Here is a 21301-nt window from a genome sequence, read left to right on the forward strand (position 1 = left end):
CGCCATTGTACTTCTTCTATTCTGTTCGGAAAAAAGAGCATAAGAGGAAGGTAGAGAAAACTTTCCAAAAACATCCGGTCTGGCTGGTCACTAAAAAAACTCCCAACGCCCTTAGCCTCTTTCGTGACCAGCCGACGTGGTATGTGGGGATGCTGCGCTCCCCACACCCCAAGCTTGCAACCAGGGCTCGCATTCGTGTCGCCCAGTTCCGTTTCAGCCTCTTATACCGACTCGAATCTATGGTAACGGTGAAACTCAGCGCTACTCTGTAAGCGCTTTTAATAGCGCATCGCGACCATCTTGATAGAACTCGACGTCCAGCTTGGTCGCCATTTCATCTGATAAATCAAATAGCTGCTTACGGCACGACACTGGCAATAGCAATGACTTCGCGCCTTTTTCAACGGCTATCTCAGCCAAAGTTACTGCGTTGTGAATAGGTTCGATAGTACCCCCTAGCGTGACCTCCCCAACTACTACCAATCCACCACGAACTGACTTTTTCAAAAGTGCACTGGCCAGCGCGATAAGCGCAGCTACACCAGTTTTGGCGCCCGACTTTGCAGCATCGAAGCCCCGAAGTTGGACCGAGAATTCATGTGAACGCGGGTCTCGGTCCCCCACAAGTTGCTGCGCTCGGGCATAGAGATTTTGCTCGGCATAGCGAATCGATTCCTTAAAGGGCCCTGGTGCCGGGTTGTTAAGGACACGGACACCGCTACCTGGCCCCTCTGTGGCCTCAAGTCGGAATAGTCCAGGATGTTCGTCTTGGCCACCTGGACTAAGTGCCCAAATCTGTCCACATTCTAGTGGCTCATCGCCTATTCCTCCCTGACTTTGCAGCTCAGGTGTGCTAACGAATTTCTCGACCCCTTCAGCACCCATCGTGTAGCTGAAATGGGTATTGCGGAATTCTGCCGCGCCGATGCGCTTTTGCTGCTCTTTCACGCGTCGCCGTACTTCGAGCGCCAGGCGCACGGCCCATTCCAGGTCTTCGTCGCTGACCGGCATCGCTGCGCTCGGATACATTAGCTTTAGAAGGCCGCTAACCGTTTTGTTGACGCCGTTGAGGTCTCGACCAGATAGCGCCCCGCCCCAGAATACGCGGCCTTGAAGTGTCGATACGCGGCTCTGATTACGCAGTTGGGTAAAGCACTCGGAAAGAAAATCACTCACCAAACCGAAGTGCTCAGTGAACAGGCTCGGGCTGAGTTTGGGTACATCCCAGCCCGGTAAGAAGCAGTGAATACGGTCCATAAAGGCAGTGTCGTCTCGCATCTCTGGTGGAAGGGGGCCAAACAGATGGCCGATACGTTGTTGGTGCTCAACGTCCACATCGAAATTGCCGACCAAAACAATGGAGCCGTCCGCGCGAATGCTGTCTTTGCCGCGAGAGAACTCTCCGCTCTCCATATAGCCCTTCATGATGTTGACCCCATCTTTCTGGTCGAAAGACACGCCGGACACCTCATCGAAGCAGACTACATCGTATTGGCACACCAAGCCTCGCTGGCCAGAGGCGTTGTTGACGAACATCCGAGCTACTGTAGCTTTACCCCCCGAAATCAAATGTGCATAAGGCGAGACTTGTTGGAACAGGTGTGACTTACCAGTACCGCGTGGCCCTAGTTCTACCAGGTTGTAGTTACGCTCGACGAAGGGCACCATGCGTAGCATGAGCGCATCCTTGGCGCGCTCGGGCAGTGTCTCTGGCTCAAAGCCGACGCTGCGTAGAAGCAGGTCGCGCCATTCGGCTGTCGAGAAGTGCTCTCTCCCTTTGGCTAGCACATCCAGCACCTCGCGCTTCGAGAGCTGAATGGCACGAAGTGCGTCTACACCAAATGGGCGGCCTCCCTTCTCTTGGGCAATTGAAGCGTCGTAGCCTAACGTGACCTCGGCGTAGAAGCCGCCCGTAAGCATGCGCTCGTTGTCCTTCACCATTTCGGGCGTCAGTCGAACATCATTCAGGCGAAGGCTGGGCAACGTTGCGACGTAGGAGTCGGTCTTTGAGTCAAGACGCGCCGTAATAATGTCGATGATTTTCACGGAGCCCGACTCGCGGGCTCGAGCTTTGAACAGCTCTTCCTCGCCAGCCTTGACCGTACGAGAGCTCAACTGTCGCTGTACGATGTCCAGCCCCTCCTGGATTTCGGCTTCGTCAGTCGTCGCACAATAGCGACCAAGCAGGAATTCCACTACATAGGTGGGAACCGGAAACTGGCGGCTGAAGGTCCGCACAAGGTCTTTGCGCACCACGTAGCCTTCGAAAGCGCTTGTGGCCTTGCGGTCCAATTCATCAAGTTGCATCTTTTTATTCTCCTACTGTGGTGGAGCGCTTCTGTAGTATGTTCCCATCTGAGCTCAAGATTACCACCACGGCTACTGCGCCCATTTGCTCATCATCCGCCACGGCCAGGCTGGCCTTGCCGCCTTGCAGCGGTTTAGCGCTGGCAGCGAGCGAACTTGAAGCTAATGCGGCCTTCGTGCGAATGTCCACCTGCTTACCTGCTGAGGCGCCATCCACCACGACTGTGCAGCGCAATCCCTTCCAGGTTACAGACCGAATAGTGACCTCTACGCTCGATTCTGCCTCACCCGCACACTCCAACTGCAGGACAGGGACCAAACATTCCTGCAGGCTGATGCCCCCGTGCGCATACTCGGCTCCGGCAATGAAGCTTGCCACGCCGGGCGCGTATGCAACTTGGACATCTTTGCACCAGTCCCAGCCGAACGTCAGCGGTGTGCCGTGCGCACTGTTTTTCAGCACTGCGCAGCGTCCCCAGCGGGTCTCAGCCTGGTGCTTTGCCAATTCCGACTTCGGCAATCCGCCAGGAACCAGCAGCCAACCGTGGTCGGTTACGATGCGTAAGCGCTTCCAGCCTGCGCCACAAAGCTCCGCGACCCGTTCAACAACTTGGTCAAGCTGCGTTTCCATGTCTCGGGCTAGGCGAATACCGTGCTCATGCCCGTAGTGGTCCAGGTCGCCGGCCTCGGTCCAGGCGCGACCCTTCGGGTCTCCCGTTTCGTGTTTCTCCAAGGGCTCGATGCCATGCTCGCTCAGCAACTTACGGAAGTTATGACTGGAAAGCGGCTTGCCATCGGCCGCCACGCGGGGCTCAAAGTCGACATCGTTCGGGCTGCCAGCGATAAAGCCAGCCACTGGCGAGCACCAGGCTTTTCCGGAAGCGGTCACCGAGGGCATGCTGGTCCAGCAAGCAGAGAGACTGGTCGTGCCCAGTGATGACAGACGCTGTTCGAGTCGTTTGGCCACATCGTAGCGCAAGCCATCAACGAAAACCGTGCAGGTTTCACCCGAGGGCTCGCCCGCGTTTTTAGCTTGTAACGTCGCCAGACCACCGGAGTCCTTGACTGCTTCCTGCAGCCGTCGGGCAGTTTCCTCCAGCCACGGCAAATACATCGCACGTAGCGCAGCACTGACTGCCTCCAGGTCGTTCTTGGTGTGAACACACGCCAGCGCTTTCAGAGCGGCCTGGTCAACCTGCCATCCCGCCTTCTGGTAGCTACTCGCAACCTCTGCCGGCGTTTTTCCGATGGGGAGGGTCGCGCTTCGTTGTGCCAGCTCAGCCAAGTGCTCTAAGGACGCAGCCAGAGGAGACTGCCCCATGCGTGTCCACAGCCAGCCGCGACGAAGCCCGTGCTCTTTGTCCGCGGCCGTAACCGCCGAGCGTGCCTGCGGCGCATCCATGCCAGAGCAGGCCGATAAGGCATAGCGCAAGGCAGCCTCGCCCTGTTCGTTGGCTTGCGGGTAACCTGCCAACTTGTCCTGGTCCGGAAAGAGCCCCATTTGTGGCGGCTGAATCTTTGCTAACACGGAATAGACGTGGGGAAAGCTGCCGAACGAGTCGTGATAGAGCACTGAGGCCGCTGCCCACTTGCCCATACCCTCGGCCAGTCGCTCGGCGGCCACCAACACACCATCGGCCATCGGGTCGAAACCGAAGTCCGACTTGCAGCGCTTCACGAACACATCCCACAGCACAGTCCCCCACTGTTGGCGAGTCGAGTCAGGCGCGTTCATCCACTGCAGCAGGTCGCGTGTAGGGTTCGGTGCCAGAAGGCTCAACAACCATTCCGCGTTTATGGCTCGGCCCTTGAGTTCGGAGAGAGGGGTATCCAGCAGCACGCCTGCTTGCAGCACCTGGCTCAGTGCCTCCTGTGTCGCCTTGTCTTGGGCGACGTCGAGGTCGAGTCCGCCATTCTTCGACGCGAGGAACGCACTGACGGTCCAGTCCTTCCCATTGGCCTGGCTCCAGAATGTGCCGCGATACTGCAACTCAGCCAGTGGCTGCAGCTCACGGGGGCACGATTCGATGGCGCGCAGTTCCGCGCGGCTAACACCAGGTAAATAGACCACCGGCACCTCAGAGACCTCGACTTCTGGGACGAGGCCGGCAATCGCACACTTAAGCCAGACCGCCGGACCGCTCCGTCTTTCCGGGTCATAGTCGCCAAGTACGCATAGGCCTGGCAACAGTTCTCTGAGTGCAGGGAGTGCAGACTGCCATTGCCCCTCTTTGTCTGGCCATAGAACCGCCGCCACAGGGGCCGCAGTGTGCGTGTTTCCTTTGGCCGCAGATAGCAGGGCTGCGGCTAGTGTGGTACCGACTTGAATCACTGACGAGGGAGGTTGTCGAATATCACTCATTCGCTTGCCTCCAGTAGACCCATTTCGAAGAGGAACCTAGAAGGTGACTTACGCCATCCGTTGTACCTTTCGCCGTAACTCATAGTCAGAGTTTCGATGGTTCTCGTGATGGCAACAAAGCAATTTCTGCGCTCTTCTTGCATCTCGCGACTATCGTCGCCAGATTTCTTGCTTTGGAACGAAGGCAACTGGTCCTCCGACATGCCAACCAGGTAGACGTGCAGAAACTCCAGCCCCTTGGAACTATGAATGGTCAGGCAACGCACCGAGTTTGACGGAGCCTCTGGCGTCTTGTTGGCTAGCGCCAGCTCTTGTAGGAACTGCCCCAATGAAAGCGAATATGCATCCTCTTCGCCACCAATTTCGCGAATGATGCTCTGCCAAACTGCGCGCTCTGTTGTGTACTCCGCGTATTGCTCGTCACCGCTATCTCGGCTTACGTTTTCGACGGCATCAAAATAGGCCAAGGCTTGTTGGACGAATGCTGCGTACTGCCCCCGAACCAGTGCCAGTACCGCTTGCTTGAGTTCTTCAGCCACGAATAAACTTTCAGCAACAAGTGCGCCCAACGCCTCGAGTTGGTCGCCGTTGAGTTGAGCCGAAAATCCAGCGAGGTCCTCCTCGCTGGAGTCCTGCTCCACGCAATCGGAGAGTGCTTTGGTAACTGTCGAGGCCAAATCGTCATCTGACCGCACCAGTGCCAGCTTCAGCGCAGAGGTCACGAATCGTAGAGGCGCACTTTCAAACTGGGACTTTCGCCTCTGCACATGACTCGGCACCGATAAGTTTTCGAGCGCCTTCTGTACCCGCTCAAGGAGCTTCGTCGCGCGGGCCAGCACAACTACATCCGCTGGGCGAGTACCGCTCAGGAGTCGAGCTTTCACACGCTCGGCAATGCCTTCCGCCTCTTTCTGGTCATCTTCAAACGATAAGAGCTCGATGGGGTCTGCATCAGTACCAGTCTTCATGGACAGCAACGGCTTCTTATCTGCAGACCGTTCACCATTGTGGACAATGAGCGCATTGGCCAGCGCCACCACTTTGGGTGGGCACCTGTAGTTCTCAGGCAGTTGGATGGTGGTCAGGTTGTAGTGCTGCTCGAGCTCCCTGACCCGTGTCGGGCTGGCTCCATTCCACTGGTAGATGACTTGGTCGTCATCGCCGACGATAAAGACATTGGCATCCTTGCCGGGAGCTAGCGCACGAAGCACCCGGTACTGTGCGACGTTGGTGTCCTGAAACTCGTCCACGCAGACGAACCGATACACCGTCCGAAGTTGCTTGCTAACGCGGGGCCGTTCGCGAAGCAACTCCTCGCAGAAGTACAAGATGGACCCGTAGTCCAGGCAGTTCTGCTCCTTCAGCAACTCCTTGTAGCGAACGAATAATGTTTGAAGCTGCAGACCAGCCTCCGCATCCTTCAACAAAGATGGAACCTGGGCGTCGGGGGTAACCTTGCGGAGAAGGAAGTCGATGGCGGATAGCGCCTTCTCTGCCGATACGAACTTGTTGAGCTCGTCCGACCTCTCCTCCAGCACCGACTTGACGAGCCCAACACGCTCAGACTCCTCAAGAATCTCAAAGTCAGGGCTCAATCCAAAATGGCTACCGTGTTGTCGCAGAATGTCAGTAGCAAACGAGTGAAACGTAGTGAGCAGGACCCGGTCTTTTGCATTTGGAACCAACTTCAACAGACGCTCGCGCATTTCCGCAGCAGCCTTCCTGGTGAAGGTCAAACATAGAATCCGAAAGGACTCGTCGCGACTCTGTTCGACGAGACGTGCCACACGGGCTGTTAAAGTCGCTGTCTTACCGGACCCCGGTCCGGCAAGGACCAACAGCGGTCCCTCGTTCCACTGTGCGGCGGCAAGTTGGTTGTTATTGAGTTTGGCCAGCAAGTTCATTACTTACCCTCCGCAAGCGTCATTGCAGTCCCTAAACATTCGGCAATTTCAGTGGGTACCGAATCCCTACCACGAGTAATCATCGAGGCAACAACGGAGTGCGCAGCCGATGGTTTGCCGTTATTTGGAAGACACTGATAAAGCTGGCTTGGGTAGGCATCATTGTCTTTGTCGACCGTTATGTAGCGCGGCCGATTCTGCGGGCTGGCATGTTCTTCGTAGATTTCGACAAAACCATTCCGGCACAAGAAGGGCTCGATAGGCTCACCGTTCGGAAGCAACGTCAGATGGGAGTTCTCTGGTCTACCAGCCAGAGCGTCACGAGCCTTCTTGAGGTTCTTTGCTCCAGCGGCATCTCCATCCGAAAAGACATGCCACTGAATTCCGAGGGAGTCAGCTGCGGCGATGAAGATAGAAAGGTCACTCTGTGCGTAGTCAACGATACGTACTGCAGCTTGTTCTAGCTCAATTCCAAGTGCTCTGGCTGCTCCACTCAGGATGATTACGTCAGTCTCTCCTTCGACCAGAATCCACACCCTAGCGAAGAATAATTCGCCACGTGTTCTGCGCACGAAGTAGTCCAATTTTTGCAACTGTCGTTCATCAAGCAGCCCCCGGGGTATCGCCCCGACGAAAACCTGTCCATCCTTTCTGTACAAGCGCCGAATCTCATGGACATCAACTTCCGACAGCAAGTCACCAGAGTGCGTGGCGACCAGCTTTTGGCCATCAATGTCCTCAATTGTCTTCCAAAGTGCTCTGACGGCATTCGGATGCAAGTGGGCTTCAGGCTCCTCTAGCGCAACGATAGGCCTTGATTCTTTGACCCCTTGCTTTCTTGCCAATTCGGACTTCAGGAAAGCATCGAACAGCATCAGCACGGTCAGGCTCTGAGTACCTTCACCATGTCGTCCGATGGGTAGCCGTGCACCTGTAGCCGACGCGATGCTCACCTGCGTGCGGTTCAGCATGTCGAATACCCGTGCCGGCACTGCATCGACGCTGACAACGTCTTGCCCACCGAGCGCCACTAACTCCTGCACCTTGGCCAAGTGTTCACGGACGCCCTTGAACGTCCCGTGGGCTTCGATGATTTGGGCGTTGATGTCCTCGAGCTGAGCTTCAATGGCGGCTTTCGTCGCCTCGTCAATCTGTGAGTTCTTGACAAAGGGAGACCAGAACTGTGATGTACGCGAGAACTCCTTGCCTGCGTCCCGCAATGCCGAGAGGTAAAACAAAGGCCGCAACTGCTGCAAGTTGTTCAGGCGGTTGCGGTTCTTCGCTGGCAGCGGACTACCGGCAGCATCAATGAATTCAAATGTTGTTTCGATTTCTTGGGTGACTGGAGAGAACTGAGCACTCACACGCAGCTGGACCCGACTGCGGTCGTCAGGCGGCATAAGTGCTATCACACCGCCGTCACCCCCAAGCCGCTGCTCTACTTCGTCCGACCAGTCACCGGCAGTCGCTTCCTCAAAGGTAAGCGTGATGACTATGGTAGGAGCGGTAGTCGGGTCTGCGGCCCGGCTGTCAAAGTGCAGGTCGAACTCATCGAACGGCGACGCACGCCCGGATGAGCGCAGAGTAGACAGGCACGCACGTAGTGCATGCAACACGGTAGTTTTTCCGCAGTTGTTTTCGCCCACCAGGACAGTAGTCGGCCCCAGAGCAAGCTCGAGAGCCTTGATACCCCGATAGTGTTCAATCTTCAGGCTGGTTAGCAGCATTATTTACCCTCTCTGGCGGCCCGCTTCTCGGCCACTGTCAGATGGTAGTCATTGATGCGGTCGCCCCCGAAAACCTTGAACCATGGTGCACTTTCCACGTCCTTGCCACGGTCCTTGTCCCAGCTGATGTTGAGCTTGGGCTTCTTGTTATGGCGAAGGACTTCGGCGGTCATGAAGGGACGGATGTTCAGGCGCACGCCGTCGTTGAGGTCGGGGTTCCAGCCGATGGGTTGCTCAACCAGGGGCTTCCAGCGCACGAAGATGTCGTAGGGCGGCTCGCCTTCGAGGATGAGCTCTAGGCGACGCTTCAAGTCCTGGGCGGCAGCCAGACGGGTTTGTGCGCCGTCGATGCCATCGCGCACGCCGGCCTCCTGCTGGCGAATCCAGTCGCCCAGGTAGGTGTGAATAAGCCGCTCCAGGTTCTTGGCGTCGAGCTGGTGGTAGTTCACCAGCGCGGCAAAACCGTCCTTCAGACCATCCCATATATGCCAGATGAAGGGGTGGTGGTGGAAACGTTTGGCGTGCTGTTCGAAGAACTTGTCGCGCAGCCATACGTCCAGGCCCTTGCTGGCACAATCGGCATCGACCAACAACTTGTCTAGCACGGCAGGCTTCCAGCTGCCGGGCTCCACCGTCTCCCACGCGGCAATCAGCAGCTTTAGCAGACGGTCATGTGCGGCAGGCTCTCCACGTACCGAGGGCAGGCAGACAATGCCGTCGTCGTCGATGTGCTCGGCCAGCTTCTCGCAGCGGGCAATCCAGGTGCGCGCCTCATCGGCCAGCTCCATCTCCGCGTCGGTCTCAATCGGCCAGCGGTAGCCGGCCAAGCGGGAGACTGCCACTTGCAGCGGGTCGATGGCGGGCTGCGGATGGCCGTGGAACAGCCACTGGGTTGGGTTGTTGGAGTACGGTTTAGGCAGGCCGTTGGGGTAGCGTTCAGCGGCTACTTGCTGCCAGCGGGCGAGGTCGAAAGGGACTTTCAGCAACGTCTGATTCGTGACCTTCAGCGTTGTATCCAGGCTTCTGACATGTTCCGCGAACTCTGTGCTGGACAAGAAGCACCAAATCGCAGCTAGAGCAGCCTCAGTCTTAGGTACGACAACGGCCACATTGTTGTCGAACCGCTCCCCTTGATAATGGGCAACACGGAGCCCGCGCATTCGGTTGATGGCAACACCAAGTTTGCCCCATGCCCGATTTCCACTTTCATGCATGTCATGCAAGCGGTCTCGTGAAGCCGCTGCATAAGTGGCGAGTTCACCGCGACCCGATTGCCAAAGAATTGAGTGGTGAACACCTTCAAGCGCGGTGTCATTTGCGTCGACAGTGGTACGAAATGGAGCCCATCCATTTGAAGCTAGGGCCTCGTGCTCCCAAAACGTCGTGACAAACCGCTCCAGGTCGCCCGTGACTAGGCCTTGAAAGCTATCGCCATGATGAGCTAACAACTCTGAGTGATTCTGTAGGGTCTCCAGGCTGACACGTGTATCGGGATTCCCCAACTGCCCCTTCTGGCTCACCGCCACTACTACCCCTTCGCGCAGCTGTGCCGCCTTCTCCTGTGCCACCTTTGGCGCACTGGCATCCACTCCACGTAGCTCAAAACCCTCCCCCGCATGGGCATGTGTTTGGGTGAGCAAGATGATGAACGCACCTGCCGCCTGCGGGCTCTCAAAGCCGCCTTCTCCCAGCCGTGCCAGCAGGTTCCACTGCACCCGCTTGAGTAGTGACTCGCGCTGCCTTTTATAGCTGGTCAGGAACAGCCAGTTCTGAGGCATTACGATTTGCACAACGCCAGCGCCCCGGTCGCGGCTGAGCTCCAAGCAGCGTTCCAGGAAGACGTTAGCCAGGTCGTTCTTGGCCTCAGGATAGTGGGTTTCGCAGTAGTCCCTTAGTATGTCGTGCTGCTTGCCGCGCGCAAGGTACGGAACATTGGTCACCACCAAGTGGTAGCGCCCATCCAACAGTCGGGCCGCATCCAGCAAGCCCTGGGCAGTAAGCGCTAGGTCCCAGCTGTCGTCCTGCAACTCGCTGGCCTGCCCCCAAAGTCTGCGTGGTCGCTCTGTGGCCAGCGCACGCCCTAGCAAGTCGCGCAGGGTGTCGAAGCTGGACGTGGCCAGGTCGTTCTTTAGGCTGTGTGCCGGGTCCAGCAAACTACCCAGCAGCGGCGCCTGAGCAAAGCTGGCGTGTAGCAGTCGCAGCTCTTGGCGCAAATAGACTGCATTCTCTGCGTCCTCCGGCACTAGGACCATCCAGTCCTCGGGCTTAGCCGCCACCTTCAGGCCACAGCAGGCCACCTGGGGTCCCGGCATGTCAGCACGCACCCCCAGCGGGTCGCCGTTCTCGTCCGGAAAGCGCCAGGCCGCCAAGGCCAGCGCGAAGACGGCGATTTCGACGCAGCGGGCGTCGAGTTCAAGGCCATGCAGGTTGTAGGCCAGTACGGCGTCCACTGCGTCCATAGCGCTCAGGCCCTCGGCCGCCATGCGCATGGGCACCAGTAGCAGGAAGGCCGCCACCAGGAAGTGGCCCGAGCCGCAGCACGGGTCAAGCAGTTTAAACTCGTTCAACTGGTCCGGCCAACCCTCAAATTTACCGGCCGCCGGCGTGCCATCGTCCAACGTGCGCAAGTAGGTCAGCGGAACCGGACAGGTCTTGCCAGGGTAGCGCGTTACCCACCAGGCGCCCAGCGAGTTGTGCAACAAGAAGTCCACCATGTAGGGCTCTGTGAACAGCTGAGTGACTGCCGACAGCTCGTCAGCACCAATCTTCACTTCCGAGGCGTTGACTTCTTCTTTGCGTTTCGCTTGCCAGAACTGGTAGACCCAGCCCAAGCTATCACTGGCCTTGAAGACCTCTGGTGGCAATGCGGCCAGTAGGCGCTCCAACTCGCGCTGGTGTTCTGGCGCGAAGGCCAACTCGAACACTGGGCTTTGCGGCGTGAATACCTGCGGCAGCATGCGGGCGGCCAGCATGCCGGCCAGTTCCCATTTGGTTTTTGCGCCCAAGTTCATTATCGGGTCGGCTTCCTGCACCAGGGCTTCGCAGTCGTCCAGCGAGACCGCGGCGCCCGGCTCCCACAGCAGCAGGCCGTTCTCAGCCAGGAAGCGGGCGAATAGCATACGGTGCCAGTGCTCGTAGGCCACTTCCCATACCAGGTGCTGTACAGCCTGGGTGTCGTCTGCGGCCTTCGCGTCACCCAGAGCACGCCCATGTGCGCGCAGGCGACGGCGCAGGGCTTTGAGCTCGTCGGTCAGATAGTCGGGGGCCTTGACCTCGGCGACGGCCAGTTGGCTAAGGGCAGCGCCGGCGCCTTTCTCGGCCACCTCGCGGGCGGTTTTGACGGTGCTCTCGAGCTGGGTGCGCAAGGGCTTGGCTAGCGGCTCATTGCTGATATTGTGGGTTGACATGGTGTTCTGTGTCTTGTTCTCGATGTAAACCAGGTAGCGAAGTAACGGCCACCTGGCCTCCTTGTTCATCGTTCAGAGGGTGACGGGCCCATGCTTGAGCTTGACGCTCAACAGCGCCTCAACCTCTGCAAGCCAGGCCTTGAGCTCTGCTTCGTCGTTCAAAGTCCGCTTCGGCAGTGCGACGTGAACGACGTTGGGCTTCAACAACTGTGCAGCGGCATACCGAGCTGCCTCGAATCGGCTGGGCAGCGCTTGGGTTTTGGAGACCCAGTGGTCCAGGTCGCACTCGTCCAAGGCATCTTGCAGCTGCTCGGGCGTGCCGAGTTGCTGTGCGACAGGTGCTGTCAGGTTGTGCTTGCTGCTCAGGTCTGCACGTTGCGTGTCTGTTAACTTGTGCCAATCGGCATCGGCCTGGAGTTGCGCTTGCTGCTGGTGGAAGGTCTGCTCGAAAGCATCCAGCTTCGCATTCAGAGCTTGACGCAGCAGGTCCACGGTCTTGTCCAACAACGGTCGAACCGGGTCCGGTTCAGCCAAGAGGGAACGCTGAGCCTCAACCGCATCTACCTCGGCCTTGAGCGCGGAATAGGGGCTCAAGGCCTTGGCATGGCGGAGCAGCTCTGTCAGCTTGTGCCACACTGGCAAGCGCTTGGCAATCTCATCGGCCGTCTTGGTCCATGCTTTGGACAGAGCAACGATTTCTTCCTGCCGGGTGAACAGCTCCAGCAATTGTGCGTTGCCAGTCTGTGCCTCAATGGCTTCGATAGACGCGAGCTTTGGCGTTTCTGGCGCGGGAGCCTGACCGCCGGCCTTGGATGCCTGGTCACGTAGCTTTGCCATTAGGACGGGTACCTTGGCTAACTCTTCCTTCGGTTGGCAAGGCACGCCCGCCCCGCTGAACAATGAGCGAATCTTGATGAGTTGCGGCGGCGAGATGTTCACGCTCTCGCGCTGGAAGCTTGCTTGAGTGAGCTTGGCCCGGTCCAGGCTCTTGACATCCGCTGCCTTGGAGGCGGCATCAATTGCCTTGATGTGGCCTGTAGCCACCAGAGCATACAACGCACCGTCGATGGCATCTCGCGGCCAGCCGAATGGAGGAGCCTCGAAGTTGTCGCGAATCTCGGAGCCCTTTTTGCCGGGACCGATGTAAGCCAGCAGCTTCTGGCAGACGGGATGCTTGTCTGCCTCTTGGGGATGCCCCACGGCCTTAAGCGCTTCTAGGTTGCCCTTGCGTGCTTCGTCGAGCACCTTGCTCCACATGTCGTGGTCGGCAGCATCGAACTGGCTATAGAGGCGAATCGCAGAGGATTTGGCCGCTCGGTTAATGCGGTCAGACAAGTCATTGCCATCAGATGACTCTTGGCCCCCGGCCTGGAAGACCCGCACGCCAGCAATGAGTTGGTCGAGTAGTTCGGACAGTTCCTTCTCCGCAGTGCGTTGGCGGCTTTCCATCGAACGCTGGGCGTCACGGCCTTCCTCGGTGGAGGGGCTGCCCTTCTTCTGGAGCGTAGTGCGTGATGCCTCCAGCGCGACGATGGCGTTTGTCAGCTCAGTCTTGTGCTGTGCCGGCAGGAAGGCAAAGAGTGTGGGGTTGTCGGCGCTTTTGGCTTTGGCTTCTGCGACGACCGACTTCTCCTCGGTTTGCCAGCCATCCTGAATCCACAGGTAGAGGTTCTTGTCGTTGTCTTTGGGCAGGTTGTCGTCGTAGGTCGGCGTCAGGCGGCGCTCGACGTTGTCCTTGCCCTGTACAACACGAACTTTTCGCAGCACGTCACCGAAGCGAACCTTGAGCAAGTCGGCGCGCTTTTGCTCCACTCGCTGGGGGGCGGCCTTGAGTTCGGCCTCTTGGGCACGGAACTCGTCATACCAGGCGCTCGACTCCCGTGTTTGCAGGCGGTACTCTGTGCCATTACCGCCGGCCAAGGCCATCACCAGGTGGTCCTTGTTCTGCAATTCATCTAACAGCGCAGGCAGCTTCTTGCGCAATTCGGAGGAACCGGAGGAAAGGTCGGTTACCAGCAGGTCAGCTAGCACATCCTCGGTTGCTTTCAGGCCGAGGTCCAGTGCGGCATCGGCGGGTAGCTTGTTGATGAGGTAGATGAGCTTTAGCAGCCTTGCTTTCAGTTGATTGTCGTCGTCGCCGGCAGCAAAGCGCTGGACGTTCTCAAACACCTCTTTGGGTAGCTGGGCGGTCGATACCAGGTTCGCGGCAATTTGGTCGTACAGGAAATCGCCGGAAACCACGTGGCCCAGGGGGGCCTCTGCAGTGGCGAGCACAGCTTCGTGCACCACACGCAACTGGCTCCGCAACTGAGAGACGGTGCCCGTAGTATCGATGTTGCGAAGAACCCGTTCCCAGAAACGACGCCTTACCGGCAGTAGCGGGTAGTCCGAAGTCAGCACATCTTCATCGTCGGTGACATGCTCAAGCTTGGTACCGCGAAGGTGGCGGGAAATTTCGCCTAAGTTATCTCGCCAGACCTGCTCCACTTCCGGCTGAGCGGACGGCTTCTTGGCCAGGATGATTTGACGTGTCACGTTCTCGACATCCCAGTCACCCAGCATCACCTGGACCGGGAAGCGCCCCATCAGGCGCTGCAGGTTGACCATCCCCGACAAAGCGGATTGCCCGGTGGCGACGAAGAGTAGCTTGCCGTTGAAATGCTTGCTGAGGGTCTCGGTAACCTCCTGTACCTGGAATGCCTTCTCAACATCGTTGCCGACAAACTGCTGCACCTCATCCAGTACGACCAAGGTAAGTGGGAACTTACCTTCCACCGCCAACGCCGCCTCAATGGCCGAAGTCATCTGCTCACTCGTGACATCTGTGACCTGCGGGAACTGTTCTTTAAGCAGCTTGCGAGCATCAGCTTCGGTGTGGGCCAGGTCTGGACGAGCTTTGAGCAGCGCCTTTGCTAAGTGACTGGAGACGTACATGTGCGGCAGTTCTTGCGCCAGAGAACGACCGGCGGCTTTCAGCTCGGCTCCAACCGTAGGCAAGATGTCTTCACGCTGCATCCAAAGGACGAACTGCGCCTGGTTGTACTGTTCGGGCAGGCCCTTGGATTTGAATACGATGCCCAGCAGAGCGAGGCGCACCTTGTCGCCTGCACCTGCGCCGAGCTTGCCAGCGGCGGCGTGCAGGGCTCCATGGCGCTTACCTTGGGTACTAAGTTCCTTCAAGTGCTCGAAAACGCCGGTGGGCAGTTTGGCGATGCTACGTGCGGTGGCGCCATCCGCAAACTGATAGTCGGTCCACAGTGTGCGCAGCATCTTAGCCAAGTGCGACTTACCACTGCCGTAAAAGCCGGAAATCCAGACGCCAGGCTGCTCGGTACCAGCGTCGAGGTTAAGTAGGAATTTGTCGAGGATGGTCTCGAGTCCTTTCTCATACTGACCGTCGCAGACGAAGGTCTCCAGCTCGTAGCGCAGGATGGCTTGGGCGGCTTCGGAGTGGTCTTCAGAAACCTCCGCAACGCCGTTGTTAACGAGGCGGTTTTCCTTTGGGGGCTTGTTGTAGATGTCCCTATTCAGCATGGTGTTCCTTAGTCTTTTGTGTATGTCGGCGTCAGTCTTGGGTCAATAGCGGTACTGCGAGGTAGTTCCAGCCGTCGCGTGCGTCCAGGAGTCGATAAGTATGGTTTTCGGGGTGGAGCTCGCCGGGGAAAAACACCAACAGCCGTCCCTGGACGGTTTCTTTGATGCCTTCGACCACTGACGAAACGCGTGCTAAACCGAATAGCGTGCCGACGCCCAGTAACGCAACGACGGTGTCGTGACCGGCCTCGGCACTGATGCGGGCCTTCAATTTGTTGTTGAGGTCGGCCACGAATTCAGTGAGCTCACCTGTTTGATAGCCAGCCAAGTCCTCTGGCAATTCAAAATAGGCATCGCGATATTCCTGCGCCGCCATCCATTCGGGAAAGGCGTTGGTCACATCTACCAAAAGCCATTGCTTGCCGGCTTGTTGTGTGGCGAGCTCGAACTCACCAATATTGGCGCGCAGGCGCAACTCGTCGGTCTTGTCGTAGACTGCGAAGATGACGCGCTGGATGGCTGCAAGCCCCGCTTGCCAAGGTACGGTCAGGTGTTGACGGTAAGCGGACACCAATTTGGCGACCTTAGACGACATGCGAAGCCTCCTGACGAATTTGTTCTTCTTCTTCGGTGAGGTAACCCGGAAAGCGTACTTCCTTTACACCGCCGGCGTTCATGAATACGAGCAGCCCACGATGAGACGCCGAGTTCACCAGTCTCTCCAACTCATCTAATGAGCCCCCCAGTAGCGCCATCCAATCGGACGAGAAAAGGCGCTGGCCTGTTCGGCCTTCCAGGTAGCCCAGAAACAACAACATGGCGACGGCTTCAGGACGGGGCTGCGGGATAGCACGCGCCTTTCTGACCCGCCCCTGCAAGAAACCAGCAGCAGTCCAAGTGCCCGCAACGTTCTGGGCAAACGATTTTAGCGACGCTGGACTGAAACGGTCTGAGTAGGTGCCGCTCAAGAAAGCCTCGACAGCTTCACGCGGAACTGTCGCTCCTGGGGTTTGCTCCAGAATGAACGACTGCGTACCCCGCAGCAGCGGGTCGCGTGCCAGCGCAACAGCCAAGGCAAGCATCGGCTGCGCAGCCGTGTCTAGCGGCCACAAGCGTCGTAATGCCCGGAAGATGGGATTCGAAGGGTCTAACCCATACAGCGTAGCCATGTGGCGCAGAGCCAGTTCGCGAGCCTTCTTAGTCGGTTTACCCAGGACATTATCATTGATAACAGCCGTGATGTAATCCGCCCGGATGGCATTCTCGGAGGTGTGCGCCAGCAGTAAGCGCATGTCGTCCAGCATCATCGTCCGTGCAGCATGTGGACCGTTGATGCCGAATCGGAACCCCAATTGCGCGAGAAGGCTTTCGTGCAGTTCAATCACGTCGCAACTCCAGCGGCTTGGTATTGAGTAACGCATCATCAGGAACCCCGTCCAAGGGGTGTCCTTGGGACCGACAGTAGACAACCACCATGACTTCTAACATGTTGGCTAAGCTACGCATTTCCCGCTCAGCAGCCGACTGCAGAGCCGCCTTAATATGGGGCTCTACCCGGACACTCACTACCTGAGACTTCGCAATGGCCATCGCCTGCACCTGTAAGTAAAACGCTAGCAAAACGCTATTTTAGATGATTCCGCCGTGGAATGAAAATTATCGCTAAGCCCTACGGCGCTTTTCAAGAAGGATGACGTGCTTCATTTGGTTTTTCGAAATGGACTAATGGATAAACGTATAGGAAAAAGCCTTTATCCATTCTTGTCACGAGTTCAGGCCACTGAGGCTTTGTTGCGGTTACAATTTGCTCTGCATTTACTAAGAGATTCCTGAGTGAGGATAATTTGAGGGCGCTAGCACACGTCAAGAAGAGCTGATAACGGAACTGACAACCATAGCATTGGCAGGAACGGCATCCCAAAAATGGCGAGTTAAGTGAGAGCCTTTTATTTCGGACAGCGCACGTTGTAGTTGCCTCCCTCTTCAAGCATATGAGCAACCCAAGTTCCCGACATGGAGACTTCATTGACTGTGGCATTCACAATCTACTTGGCATGTGTAGCCGTTAGACAAAGAGCAAGGCTTCAAAGAGCCATAGGGAGATGACATGTATCTCAGTCCCAGCGATTCCCAACGGGAAGATAGTTGTGATGTGATAATGCAATTCGTTCATGCTATAGGCACTAAAATTATTGGTTTCAACCAACTCTTCATTTGCGCAACAAATCTCGTTAAAAACTTAAATCATGAAAAAACTGCTCTTTAGTTTCGTTCTGGGCGCGATGGCAATGAACGCCATGGCTCAAGCTATGTCGCCTGCCGCAAAAGAAGCACACACGCGTTCCTTGCAGTGCTTGAGTAAATACAGTGCTCAATTGGATGACGGTGTCTCTAACGTCGAAACTATCGCGAAAGTGGTGGCAAATAGCTGCCGGGAAGAGAGTGTTCGGTTTGTTGATATTTGGACCGCTGGCGTAGTTGTAGATAAGCAAGCAATCTTGTCAAAGGTCCTTACTAGCAACGTCGAATCGGCATCTTTTTACATTCTAAGTAACAGAGCCTCTAAGAAATGAGATTCCACATTCACTAAAATTGCTCGGATTCTAGGCTTGGGTATAAACAGCTTGCCCGCCGCCGCTAATTCCTGTCAACTCTACAGGAATGCAGCCTGCAGGGGCAAAGTTACCGAAATTGTCCGGATTTTACTCTTGGTGTGGACCGCTTGCCGGCCGCCGCTAACCCTGCCACCTCAACAGGATTGCTGCCTTTCAGGGGGCAGTGCAACGGAAATTGTCCGGATACCAGACCTGGCGTGGGACCGTAGCCTGCTACGCGGGTAGATGATTCAACTTACTTGATAATTGATATTATCAAGTAAGATTTTTTAGAGCCGAACGTTTCATAAGCCTGAGCTGTCAGTAGGAAAAATCAAGGTCTCATGCTAAAGGGCTTAAACTAAATGGCTATATTGTCAATTCAGTAGACAAAATCAATATTTAAATTATTCCATTTGCTCATAATGGTTATACTTCCCTTCGCAATTTCCTGCTGGTAGTCTCAGACCTAATTTTTAATCAGTGCTGAAGGCTAAGAAAATGTCGCGAATCACCAAAGAGCGCATCGAGAAACTGGCGAGAAAGATTTTCAACGATGGGTTGAGCGACGGCGACAATGGTTATGCTGAGGCACAAGACGACATTCAAATGTTGCGGGAAGCTGAGAGTTTGCAAGCTCAAGTGGAAGTCCTCGAAGCCCAGGTGGCGAACCTTGAAGAACAGTTGGCGCAATGCCATGCGCAACTGAAGCGCTCGAACCATTAAATGTATCGATGCTGGAAGTTACGGTTGAAGTCATATCCCGGGGCGGCGGCCGCTGGAGAACAATTGCGACGCTGGCGTCGAAGTTCCGTGTCCGCCGTCGTGTCCGACTCGAACACGCTCTCGCCAAGACGTGGCGAACAGCGGAGCAGGGCTTGCGAACTCTCCACTAGCATTGGACGGTCACCTCATCCTATGCAGGAGCGGCTATGGATTTACAAAGAAGAGATTGAAAGAAGCGCGCTGGCGCTACTACGCCAAATGGGCAGTTTGACCACGCCGCCGTGACCTAGGCAACGTCACAGGGCTTGTCCTGCAGTGCACCTTTGCAATGCCAACAATTTCCGACCCTGGCGTACGAGCGATGTGTGAGCTAAACACCGGTTGTGGGAGCTGGACTGCAGGAACAATTGCGATAATCAAAAAAGTGTCCTACTAGCAGGACACCTTCTCCGAATAGAGAGTGATACGGCGATATGAAATTCGAAAGCGATGATGCAAAGCGACAGTTTGTCGGCTCGGTTGCGAAAATTTGCGCGGAGCGTTTTTCTGCCTCGAATTACCCGCACAGAGCTTTTAACGTCCTATCCGGTGGCGTGCCGAAAGAATTGGCATACGTGATTATCGAGCTCTACATACGCATGCCGGCAATGGGATGCTTGCCAAAATCGCTCAAGCCATTGGTCGGGCACATTCCATCAAGGGACGAAATTTTTACTATGTGTCGTAGCTGTCCTGCGATTGAAAGCATTAAGCTTCATGCAGAGTTTCAGCGGTATGGCTTCTTGAATGCATTAATGAGAGAACTGGGTCGCATAGGAGTACCTTATGTGAACATATCTAACATCGAGAATCATGAACTTGCCCTACACTATTTGAACTTGAGCAGGGATTCGAGGTCAGGTGTGGAACTCACGAGCGCACCAAATACCGTGAGTCCAAGCATTCGCCACCCTACGTTCTCATTCAATCTGAGCGAACGTAGCAAATACCTGGAAAACGAGGAGATTAAAACTAACTCTGACTCCACAGTTGAACCGATTACGCATGATGTCGCCCCCAAGAATCAATTGCCGGTTTTTTGCACGTCCCAATTGGAAATCACGCCACCACGCACGCCGGAGCAAATCAGAAGCCTGATAGCCGCCGGCCGATTTGCGGAGATGACGCGCCACCAAACGGGCCTTGTAGACGACGACTAATGTCCTGGCGGACTTCATCGCGCGGCTAATCTCCGCATCTGGTCAGAATTGCAAGTTTACTTTTTCGATAGAAGAGCGATGTCTTATAGCTTCCTGCCAAGCTCATCGACTTTTGCGACCTCGTCAATATCTCGGTCTAACCCCAATACCCGCAAGGCCCGGAGATACGTACCAATGGCGATTGTGTGGCCGCCATGTTCCAGGCGGCGGAGTGTCTCTCTCGAAACGCCCATATACATGTGCAAGCCCCTCCGCTGAGCACGGAGGGCAGTGAAATGTGGTCAGTTCACAAGTCGTAGAACCACGCCCGTGGGCGTCGTAGCTGTTCTCGTTGACCGTTTCGCTGGAATAGATTTACGACTTAAATGCTGCGTATCCTGACGCCGGTCTTGTTGCTTTTTGGCTTCCTTTGCGGCTGCTCTTTTGCGCGTAACTATTTCAGCAACTAAGGCGCACAAGTCAATGCTCGGCTTGGCTCGGAGGTAGCCGCTCAAATCCTTAATAAGCTCCTCCTCCGAACCCTCGTCACCGAGGTAGCAGAGAATTGTACGGTCGGACACGGCCTCCAGAGCCTGTCTACTCAGTTTGCCAGCGGCATATCCGCGTGCGGCCTTCCTAAGCAACGGGAATATTTTGGGGTTGTGGCCCCATTCCTTTCCAGCGTAATGGTTTAGGTCGGTTTCGAATTCGTCTAGTAAAGCGGGGAGGTTCGCACGTCGCTTCTTGGAGAGCAAAACAAAGTCGGTGAAGCTATCGAATAGCATTGTAGATATTCCTAGATTCTTCGCGCGCAACGGCGCGAATGCTGCTACAGCGCAGCGGGTTAGTGCCACTTGGCACACACAAATCAGGGAGGCTTCGCAGGGGGCGGAGCCAATATCTACATCTTCGATATTGCTACATGACAACTTGTTTGTCAACATCTATATTGAGTGCGCAACCAGGACCGTACCGGAGCGCAAGCCGGTGCCGTGTCCGAGTCCCGCACGTGATTCCGTGAAGCATGGAAGTCATTAATGATTGCTGAATGTCGATTCGTTCAATACATGTTTTATCTCAACGGCAGGAAGCTTTGTTTAAGCAAGCACTGGTAGGAAGGGATGTCGAATCGGTCAGCCAGTTAAGAAAATAAGCCAAGATTTCAGATACAGCGATGCCGTCGTGTCCGAGTCGGACACGTTTCTGCCGCATAGTCGCTATCCGGTCGATGGGCGCGCGTCGCCTGGTCGGTGCACCGCCAGAGGCTAATTACCGTGTCCTACTAGGACACGGCGCGAACCAACGAGGTGTCGGGCAAGATTTCAGGTGCAGCGATGCGCATGAGCTCACCGAGTTTTTGACATTCATAGTTACCCGCGCTGGACCAGCATGCCGAAGACCTCGCGCTCGAAACCCGACTCGTAGAGTTTGACGAGTCCTGTCTGGCCCTCATCATTCTCGACGGCAGGCCTGCTGAAGTGCTCCAGCAGCGTCATCCGAATGTCCTTCTCGGAGAGCCGCTCGGCCGTTACCCACCTGACTAGATAATGCGGTCAGAAGAG

12 protein-coding genes are annotated in these 21301 nt (G+C 56.3%); 3 read left to right on the forward strand and 9 right to left on the reverse strand.

The window, feature by feature from the left end:
- Positions 1 to 261: 261 nt before the first annotated feature.
- Genes brxL through ACN9MZ_RS02490 form a run of 8 tightly spaced genes read right to left on the reverse strand, consistent with a single transcriptional unit; the run spans position 262 to position 16626 of the window.
- Positions 262 to 2307 carry a protease Lon-related BREX system protein BrxL gene (gene brxL, locus ACN9MZ_RS02455; RefSeq protein WP_426340740.1) on the reverse strand — a complete coding sequence of 682 codons (2046 nt, stop codon included), beginning with the start codon at positions 2305 to 2307 and terminating at the stop codon, positions 262 to 264.
- Between the two features lie 4 nt (positions 2308 to 2311).
- The gene (pglZ, locus tag ACN9MZ_RS02460; RefSeq protein WP_426340741.1) at positions 2312 to 4669 is read right to left on the reverse strand and encodes a BREX-1 system phosphatase PglZ type B; all 2358 of its coding nucleotides are present in this window, start codon (positions 4667 to 4669) and stop codon (positions 2312 to 2314) included.
- Entirely contained in the window at positions 4666 to 6573 is a 1908-nt protein-coding gene (locus ACN9MZ_RS02465; RefSeq protein WP_426340742.1) for an ATP-dependent helicase, read from the reverse strand. Before ACN9MZ_RS02465 ends, pglZ begins: the two co-directional genes overlap by 4 nt.
- Positions 6573 to 8300, reverse strand: a complete 1728-nt coding sequence (locus ACN9MZ_RS02470; protein ID WP_426340743.1) for an ATP-dependent nuclease — start codon at positions 8298 to 8300, stop codon at positions 6573 to 6575. Before ACN9MZ_RS02470 ends, ACN9MZ_RS02465 begins: the two co-directional genes overlap by 1 nt.
- Positions 8300 to 11776 (reverse strand): Eco57I restriction-modification methylase domain-containing protein, encoded by a 3477-nt coding sequence (locus tag ACN9MZ_RS02475; RefSeq protein ID WP_426340744.1) that lies wholly within the window; start codon positions 11774 to 11776, stop codon positions 8300 to 8302. The genes ACN9MZ_RS02470 and ACN9MZ_RS02475 overlap by 1 nt, the downstream gene beginning before the upstream one ends.
- A gap of 3 nt (positions 11777 to 11779) precedes the next feature.
- A complete protein-coding gene (brxC, locus tag ACN9MZ_RS02480) occupies positions 11780 to 15241 on the reverse strand; it encodes a BREX system P-loop protein BrxC (protein ID WP_426340745.1) in 3462 nt (1153 codons plus the stop codon).
- 31 nt (positions 15242 to 15272) lie between these two features.
- On the reverse strand, positions 15273 to 15836 hold the full coding sequence (locus ACN9MZ_RS02485; protein ID WP_426340746.1) for a BREX protein BrxB domain-containing protein: 564 nt from the start codon (positions 15834 to 15836) through the stop codon (positions 15273 to 15275).
- Entirely contained in the window at positions 15826 to 16626 is an 801-nt protein-coding gene (locus ACN9MZ_RS02490) for a hypothetical protein (protein WP_426340747.1), read from the reverse strand. Before ACN9MZ_RS02490 ends, ACN9MZ_RS02485 begins: the two co-directional genes overlap by 11 nt.
- Positions 16627 to 17487: 861 nt before the next feature.
- Between ACN9MZ_RS02490 and ACN9MZ_RS02495 the strand changes: the two genes are divergently transcribed.
- From ACN9MZ_RS02495 to ACN9MZ_RS02505, 3 genes are all read left to right on the forward strand, one after another.
- On the forward strand, positions 17488 to 17814 hold the full coding sequence (locus tag ACN9MZ_RS02495; RefSeq protein WP_426340748.1) for a hypothetical protein: 327 nt from the start codon (positions 17488 to 17490) through the stop codon (positions 17812 to 17814).
- Between the two features lie 522 nt (positions 17815 to 18336).
- Positions 18337 to 18561: a hypothetical protein gene (locus ACN9MZ_RS02500; protein ID WP_426340749.1), complete on the forward strand. Its 225-nt coding sequence runs from the start codon at positions 18337 to 18339 to the stop codon at positions 18559 to 18561.
- A gap of 473 nt (positions 18562 to 19034) precedes the next feature.
- Complete coding sequence (locus tag ACN9MZ_RS02505) at positions 19035 to 19760, forward strand: hypothetical protein (RefSeq protein WP_426340750.1); 726 nt, start codon at positions 19035 to 19037, stop codon at positions 19758 to 19760.
- A gap of 1349 nt (positions 19761 to 21109) precedes the next feature.
- On the opposite strand, the gene ACN9MZ_RS02510 is transcribed toward ACN9MZ_RS02505, so the two are convergent.
- Entirely contained in the window at positions 21110 to 21235 is a 126-nt protein-coding gene (locus tag ACN9MZ_RS02510; RefSeq protein WP_426340751.1) for a hypothetical protein, read from the reverse strand.
- Positions 21236 to 21301 lie beyond the last annotated feature (66 nt).

It is taken from the genome of Pseudoduganella sp. S-14, from assembly GCF_049913285.1.
Classification (GTDB): domain Bacteria; phylum Pseudomonadota; class Gammaproteobacteria; order Burkholderiales; family Burkholderiaceae_D; genus Rugamonas.